Here is a 2,745-nt window from a genome sequence, read left to right on the forward strand (position 1 = left end):
CTTCACGTATTGATCGAGTTGATTCATCGCCTCAGGGAAAATCATGTCTGCGCCCGCTTCAACACACGCAATTGCTCGTTCAATCGCGCTATCAATACCTTCAACCGCCAATGCATCGGTACGAGCCATAATCACAAAGCTTTCGTCGGTTCTGGCATCGGTTGCCGCTTTCACTCTATCGACCATCTCTTGCTGACTAACAATTGCTTTATTTGGTCGATGACCACAGCGTTTCTGAGCCACTTGGTCTTCCATGTGAATCGCAGCTGCGCCCGCCTTCTCCATCGCGCGAATCGTACGCGCAATATTGAACGCGCCGCCAAAACCTGTGTCGATATCCACCAGCAAAGGCAAATCACACGCATTGGTAATACGTTCAACATCGACCAATACATCGTTCAATGTCGTAATACCTAAATCAGGCAAGCCATAAGACGCATTGGCGATGCCTCCACCAGACAAATAAATGGCCTGATGACCCAAGTTCTTTGCCATCATCGCGCAATACGGATTCACCGTACCGACGATCTGCAATGGGTCGTTGTCTTGCACAGCTTGTCGGAACTTAGCTCCTGCTGATAACTTCATAATGACGCTCCCTGTTAATTGTTTATTTCTAATCTTTATGACTACTGATGTTTAGCTCTCGCCAGCGAAGAACCGCTGGCAAATACCAGTCGCCAGTTACTCAAGATCTTTGGATTGAATTTGTTGTTCTATAAGCAATCGGCTTCCCGAGATGTGTCGTCGCATTAGCATTTCTGCTAGCTCTTCATCGCGATTACCAATCGCTTGTAGGATGTATTTGTGTTCATCGAGCGCCTCTTTTGGTCGAGACTGAGCCCTAGGCGATTGATAGCGGTACATGCGTAATAGGTGATAAAGCTCGTCACACAACAACGAAATGAGTTTGCTGTTACGACTCGCTTTGATAATGCGGTAATGGAAATCAAAATCGCCATGTTGATGAAAATAAGAAGAGCCTTCGACTTCATCGATATGTTTAGAATGTGTCGACAATAAGCCTTCAAGCCCGATCAACTCTTCTTGTGTGATGTGTCTCGCCGCTAATCGAGCAGCCATGCCTTCTAATGCTTCACGCACCGCGTAAAGCTCAAGTAGTTTGTCTGCTGAGAATGTAATAACTCGCGCACCAACATGTGGAATACGTTCTATCAGGCCAAGTCCTTCAACACGCATTATCGCTTCACGTAATGGACCTCGACTTACCTCAAAGCGTTTAGCCAGTTCAGGTTCCGAGATCTTACTGCCCGGAGGTAATTCACCGTTAACAATTGCCTCAACGAGGTACTCAGTCAGATTTTCTGACTTGGTGTTTTCTTTATCGCTCACACGAGTTTTCGTGTTTGCATTTAAGGTGAGATCTTTTATCGCAGTATTCATATTCACGCTGCTCACTTCTGATTGTTGAGCCTTAATTGTCAACAATTCCATAACATGAACATAAAATACACGATCAAATTGTCGACAATCAAGTAGATTGTCGACAATTTAGACTAAGGTAGTATTTTCATTAATCGGCATAGAAATAGTAAAACGAAGCAACAAAAGACAACTAATACCTGTAATTCATAAGCTTAAATCATAAATAAGTATACAAAACCCTTGCCTACCACAAAGTTGGTCGAAAGCAATGTGTCGACAACTGACAGTCAACTTTTAAAACGCAGACCCATCCATCAATGATCTCAACCAAGATATAGGTATCAACACCCTTCCTCTCCGTTTAACTCCAAACCACAGATATAAAAAAGGCGCACTCATGTGCGCCTTTCATTCATAGAACTCGTTCTAACAAGCCAACCTTTGGTCAAGCAATCTGGCGAGTCACTTCGAGGTATTTATTGATATCAACAAAATCAATCTGTTCCGGTTTTAGATACTCTTCTGCATATTGGATATGCGTACCGCTGGTTAAAAACAGTCTAAACAGCTCGATATCTAGATGCTCGTCCAGCGCCATTTTGTACATAATGTCGACAGCAACACTGATTGGCTTCGCTTTCTTATAAGGTCTATCGGCAGCGGTTAACGCCTCAAAAATATCAGAGATCACCAGAATACGTTCTGGGATTGAAAGGTCGTCTGCTGTGAGCTTCCTTGGATAGCCAGTGCCTTTGAGTGTTTCATGGTGAGTCGACGCATAACGAGGCACACGGCTTAGCTCTTTCGGGAATGGCAGGTTTTCAAGCATCTTGATGGTACCAAGCATGTGCTCATTTATCTTAAACCTATCTTCAGCAGTTAAGGTGCCACGCGCAATACTCAGGTTATAGACTTCGCCCAGATTGTATAAGTGCTCAGGCACATCCATTTTTATTTGATATTTCGGGTCGAACTCTAACGGCCTATCTCTTTTCACTATATGTTCAGGCTTATCACATAACAGCGGCTCTACCGCTGGTAAGCTTGAGCTCGATTCTCGATTCAACGCCTCTATCGGTGACAAACCAAGTTGATCATCAAAGTTACGTGTCCAAGTAGTCTCAGCTATCAAGCGAATACGTGCGACTTTATCATCACTCATGAATTCACCACCAACGTTTGATGTCGCGATAAACTCAAAGTCCTCTTGTAACTGCTGTTTGGTTGACGCAAGTTCATCAGCTACCAGCTCAGCCGGTAGAGACCCTTCGAGTTGTTTTGTCAAAGCTGTAATTTCTGCATCACGCCAAAGCACTTCAAATCGAGTTCTCACCTCGTGAATTCGGTTGTAGTTAGCTT

General features: G+C 44.1%; 3 protein-coding genes. All 3 read right to left on the minus strand.

What is annotated here, in order from left to right:
• Positions 1–588: methylisocitrate lyase (gene prpB, locus AB4653_RS23800; protein ID WP_372105481.1), on the minus strand; the 588-nt coding region annotated here is incomplete at its 3' end.
• A gap of 96 nt (positions 589–684) precedes the next feature.
• Positions 685–1,404, minus strand: coding sequence for a GntR family transcriptional regulator (locus AB4653_RS23805; protein ID WP_032555235.1), 720 nt, complete (start codon positions 1,402–1,404; stop codon positions 685–687).
• A gap of 427 nt (positions 1,405–1,831) precedes the next feature.
• Positions 1,832–2,745: HD-GYP domain-containing protein (locus tag AB4653_RS23810; RefSeq protein ID WP_372105482.1), on the minus strand; the 914-nt coding region annotated here is incomplete at its 5' end.

Origin of the sequence: Vibrio sp. 10N.222.48.A3 (genome assembly GCF_041475345.1) — a bacterium.
In the GTDB taxonomy this organism is placed as follows: Bacteria; Pseudomonadota; Gammaproteobacteria; order Enterobacterales; family Vibrionaceae; genus Vibrio; species Vibrio tasmaniensis_A.

What these genes read in the sequence shown, in the direction of transcription:
- AB4653_RS23805 (WP_032555235.1), bottom strand. Translation starts at nt 1,404, where the DNA reads ATGAATACTGCGATAAAAGATCTCACCTTAAATGCAAACACGAAAACT.